Origin of the sequence: Paenirhizobium naphthalenivorans, from assembly GCF_007992095.1 — a bacterium.
Taxonomy (GTDB): domain Bacteria; phylum Pseudomonadota; class Alphaproteobacteria; order Rhizobiales; family Rhizobiaceae; genus Allorhizobium; species Allorhizobium naphthalenivorans.
Map to the genome: position 1 here is coordinate 1 of NZ_BJZP01000132.1, position 679 is coordinate 679.

The 679-nt window shown below is 58.6% G+C and carries 1 protein-coding gene; it reads right to left on the reverse strand.

Annotation, left to right across the window (positions count from 1 at the left end; translation table 11 throughout):
- Positions 1–679: HAD family hydrolase (locus tag RNA01_RS23535; protein WP_147182472.1), on the reverse strand; the 679-nt coding region annotated here is incomplete at both ends.

Here is a 679-nt window from a genome sequence, read left to right on the forward strand (position 1 = left end):
CAGACGAAGTGCTTCCTCGGTTGCCGGGGGATCGCGGAGGCCGCCGATGGTCACCGCATTTTCCAGTTGAAGATAATCGCCTTCGGGATCGATAACGCAGAACTCCTGGCCTTTGTCCGCCATCCGCTCCGTCAGCAAGGTCATGAAGCTGGATTTGCCGCATCCGGAATTCCCTGCGACCAGCACCAGATCGCTCTGGTCGATATAAACGTCCAGACCCTGCCGGTCGACGCCTGCCAGAATACCGCGTCGCGGAAGCGGCAAAATCCTGTGATCCTCGATCAGCATCCTGTCGATCAGTTCGGCAACGCCTTCGCCGTGATCCTTCAGCAGCCGAATATCGACTTCCTGCATGAGGGAGGGAACGGCATTGGCCACCGCTGCGGAACATCCGCAGGCCGCAAGGAAAGCGTGATCGTTTTCCGCGTCACCCACGGCGACGATGTTCAGCCGAGAAATATCCAGGTGCTTGAGAGCATGGAGCAGTCCGGATGCCTTGTTGATACTGGTCGGAAGCACCATCACCGCGCCCTTGTTGAAGCTGATCTGTAATTCCAGTCCGAGTTCCTGAATGGCGCGCATGACCGCCTGTTCGTGAGGATGCCAGGTGGCGACGATCGATCGCCCCACGGAAATCGGCGTGACATTGTACTCCGCAAGCTTGTTCAGGAGCGCCGCA